The 2,305-nt window shown below is 65.7% G+C and carries 2 protein-coding genes; one reads left to right on the top strand and one right to left on the bottom strand.

From position 1 onward, the window contains the following. On the top strand, positions 1-1,018 hold a 1,018-nt coding region (locus tag ACWCPQ_RS34985), incomplete at its 5' end, for a lipase family protein (RefSeq protein WP_449907452.1). A 260-nt stretch (positions 1,019-1,278) separates the two neighbouring features. Here ACWCPQ_RS34985 and ACWCPQ_RS34980 read toward each other — a convergent pair. After that, positions 1,279-2,305, bottom strand: a 1,027-nt coding sequence (locus ACWCPQ_RS34980) for a lipase family protein (protein WP_449907449.1), incomplete at its 5' end; no start/stop codon positions are given.

Genomic DNA, 2,305 nt, shown 5'->3' with positions numbered 1-2,305 from the left:
CGTCGAGGCCCCGATCGCGCGAGCCCTGCTGATCAAGTTCCGGTCCACCTCGGCGCTGGGCGCACCGTCCTTCGGAACCGCGACGTTCCTCGTTCCTGCCGTCGCCTGGCCGGGGCCCGGTCCGCGGCCGGTCAAGGTGGATACCATGCCGATCAACGCGCTCGGGTTGCGCTGCACCCCTGGTTATACGATCGCGCACGGCGCCCGCGACAACAACGGCATCAACGTCTTCCTGCCGGGAGTGGCCGCGGCGCTCGGCAAGGGCCAGGCGGTCCTGATCCCCGACCACGAGGGCCCCTTGGCGTCGTATGCCGAGCCCACTGTCGCCGGGCAGATGACGCTCGATTCCATCCGGGCGGTCCGATCGCTGTCCGAATTCACCGGCAGTCGTTTCGCGGTCAGCGGTTACTCGGGTGGATCGATCGCCGCGTACGCGACGACCATGCTGTTGGGCGAATACGCGCCGGAATTGGCGGATGTACTGGTGGGCGCGGCCGTGGGCGGTCTGGTGACCGACTACGGCGCAGTGGCGCGGGTATTCAACGGCCGGAGTGCGTCGGGAATCCTGTTGTCCGTATCGCTGGCCCTGGCGCGCGAACATCCCGAGATGCTGAAATACATGAACAATCTCGCACAGTGGGTGGCGACCTCGCCGTTGCGAGATATCTGCGGTGAAGCCGATGGACCGCTCGGTGCGGTGGGTATTCCCATCGATGTCGTCGCGAATATCGATCACCCGCTCGACAGCGGTATAGCCCGGGATATCGAGCGACTGACGAACCTGACCGACCGGAAATCGGCGACACCGCTGTATATCTACCACGGGGCGCACGATTTCTGGATTCCCATCGAGGGCCCGCAGCAGCTGTACCGGCGACAGTGCAGCCTCGATGTTCCGTCGGTATTCCGCACGGTGCCGGGTGAACACGTGTCCGCCATGATCATCGGAGCGAGTGGCGCCACCGACTGGATCGACGCCGTGCTGCGCGGCGACCCGGCCCCGACCGAATGCGTGTGATGGACCGAGACAGCTGCCGATGTGTTCACCACCACGTGACCCGGCGGCGACGGATCGTTCCGCCCGGCCACGATGTGAACACGGGCCGGTAGGCCGACCAGTCCACCGTCGGCAGGCCGACGCCGGCGATGCAGCCGACACACTGCCCGAATATCCAGCGGGTCAGGGGTTCCGGTGCCCACTCCGCCGACTCGTTCACGGGCCGGCGGAGCGGGGGTGGGTGACCGATCAACCCGATCGGTCACCCACCTGTTCGGTGCTCAGCATTCGCTCGGCGCCGGTTCGCCCCGCAGCCTTGCCAGGATCCAGTTGTCGAGTTCGGGAGCACCGGTGGCGTAACCGATCAGATGTTCACCCGGCACGACGCGGAAAACAGCCGGAACACCGCGACCACATTGCTGTCGATACGTATTCTCGGCATCCGCCAGCGGAATCCACGGATCGTGTGCCCCGTGATAGATGTACAAGGGCACAGCCGATCTGCGGTCGGACAGGCCCAATTTCTCGAATGTCTTGTCGGCGATCGGACTGTCGAGCGGGTTACCGATATTCGCCACAACGTCCATCGGGAATCCGACCACTCCGAGCGGTCCGCTGGCGTCGCCGCAGATCTCCTTCACCGGCGAAGATCCCACCCACTGCGCCAGATTGTTCATGTACGGCAATATGTCGGGATGCTCGCGCGCGACCGCCAGCGCCACCGTCAAGAGGATTCCGGAGGAGATGTTGCCGTTGAACCGATGGGCGACATTCCTGTTGTCGGTCACCACTCCGCCGGCGGCGACCCCCACCACGACCTCGGCCAATTCCGGCGCGTACTCGTCCAGCAACATAGCCGTCGCGTAGGCGGCGATCCCGCCGCCAGAATAGCCGCTGACCACGAAACGACTGTCGCGGAAGCTATCCGTCTCCACCGTCCGGGCGGCGCGGATCGAATCGAGTATCACGTGCCCGGCGACATTCGGCTCGGCATACGCCATCAGCGGTCCCTCGTGGTCCGGAAGCAGGACTGCATGCCCCTGCCCCAGGGCCCACCACACGGAGGGCAGAAACACCGTGAGATCGGTGTTCGGCTTTTCGAGAACACCGTGCGACATCTGGAATCCTGGGGTGCAGTGCGCCCCGAGTGAGTTGATCGGGAGAGCATTCACCTCCACCGGCCGCGGTCCCGGCCCGGTCCACGGAGTCGCCGGGGTGAGCAAGGTCGCGGTCCCGAAGGACGGTGCGCCGGATGCCGAGGTGGACCGGAACTTGATCAGCAGGGCTCGCGCGATAGGCACCGCCGCC

Source organism: Nocardia sp. NPDC001965 (assembly GCF_053594175.1).
This window is presented reverse-complemented; position numbering and strand designations above follow the sequence as displayed.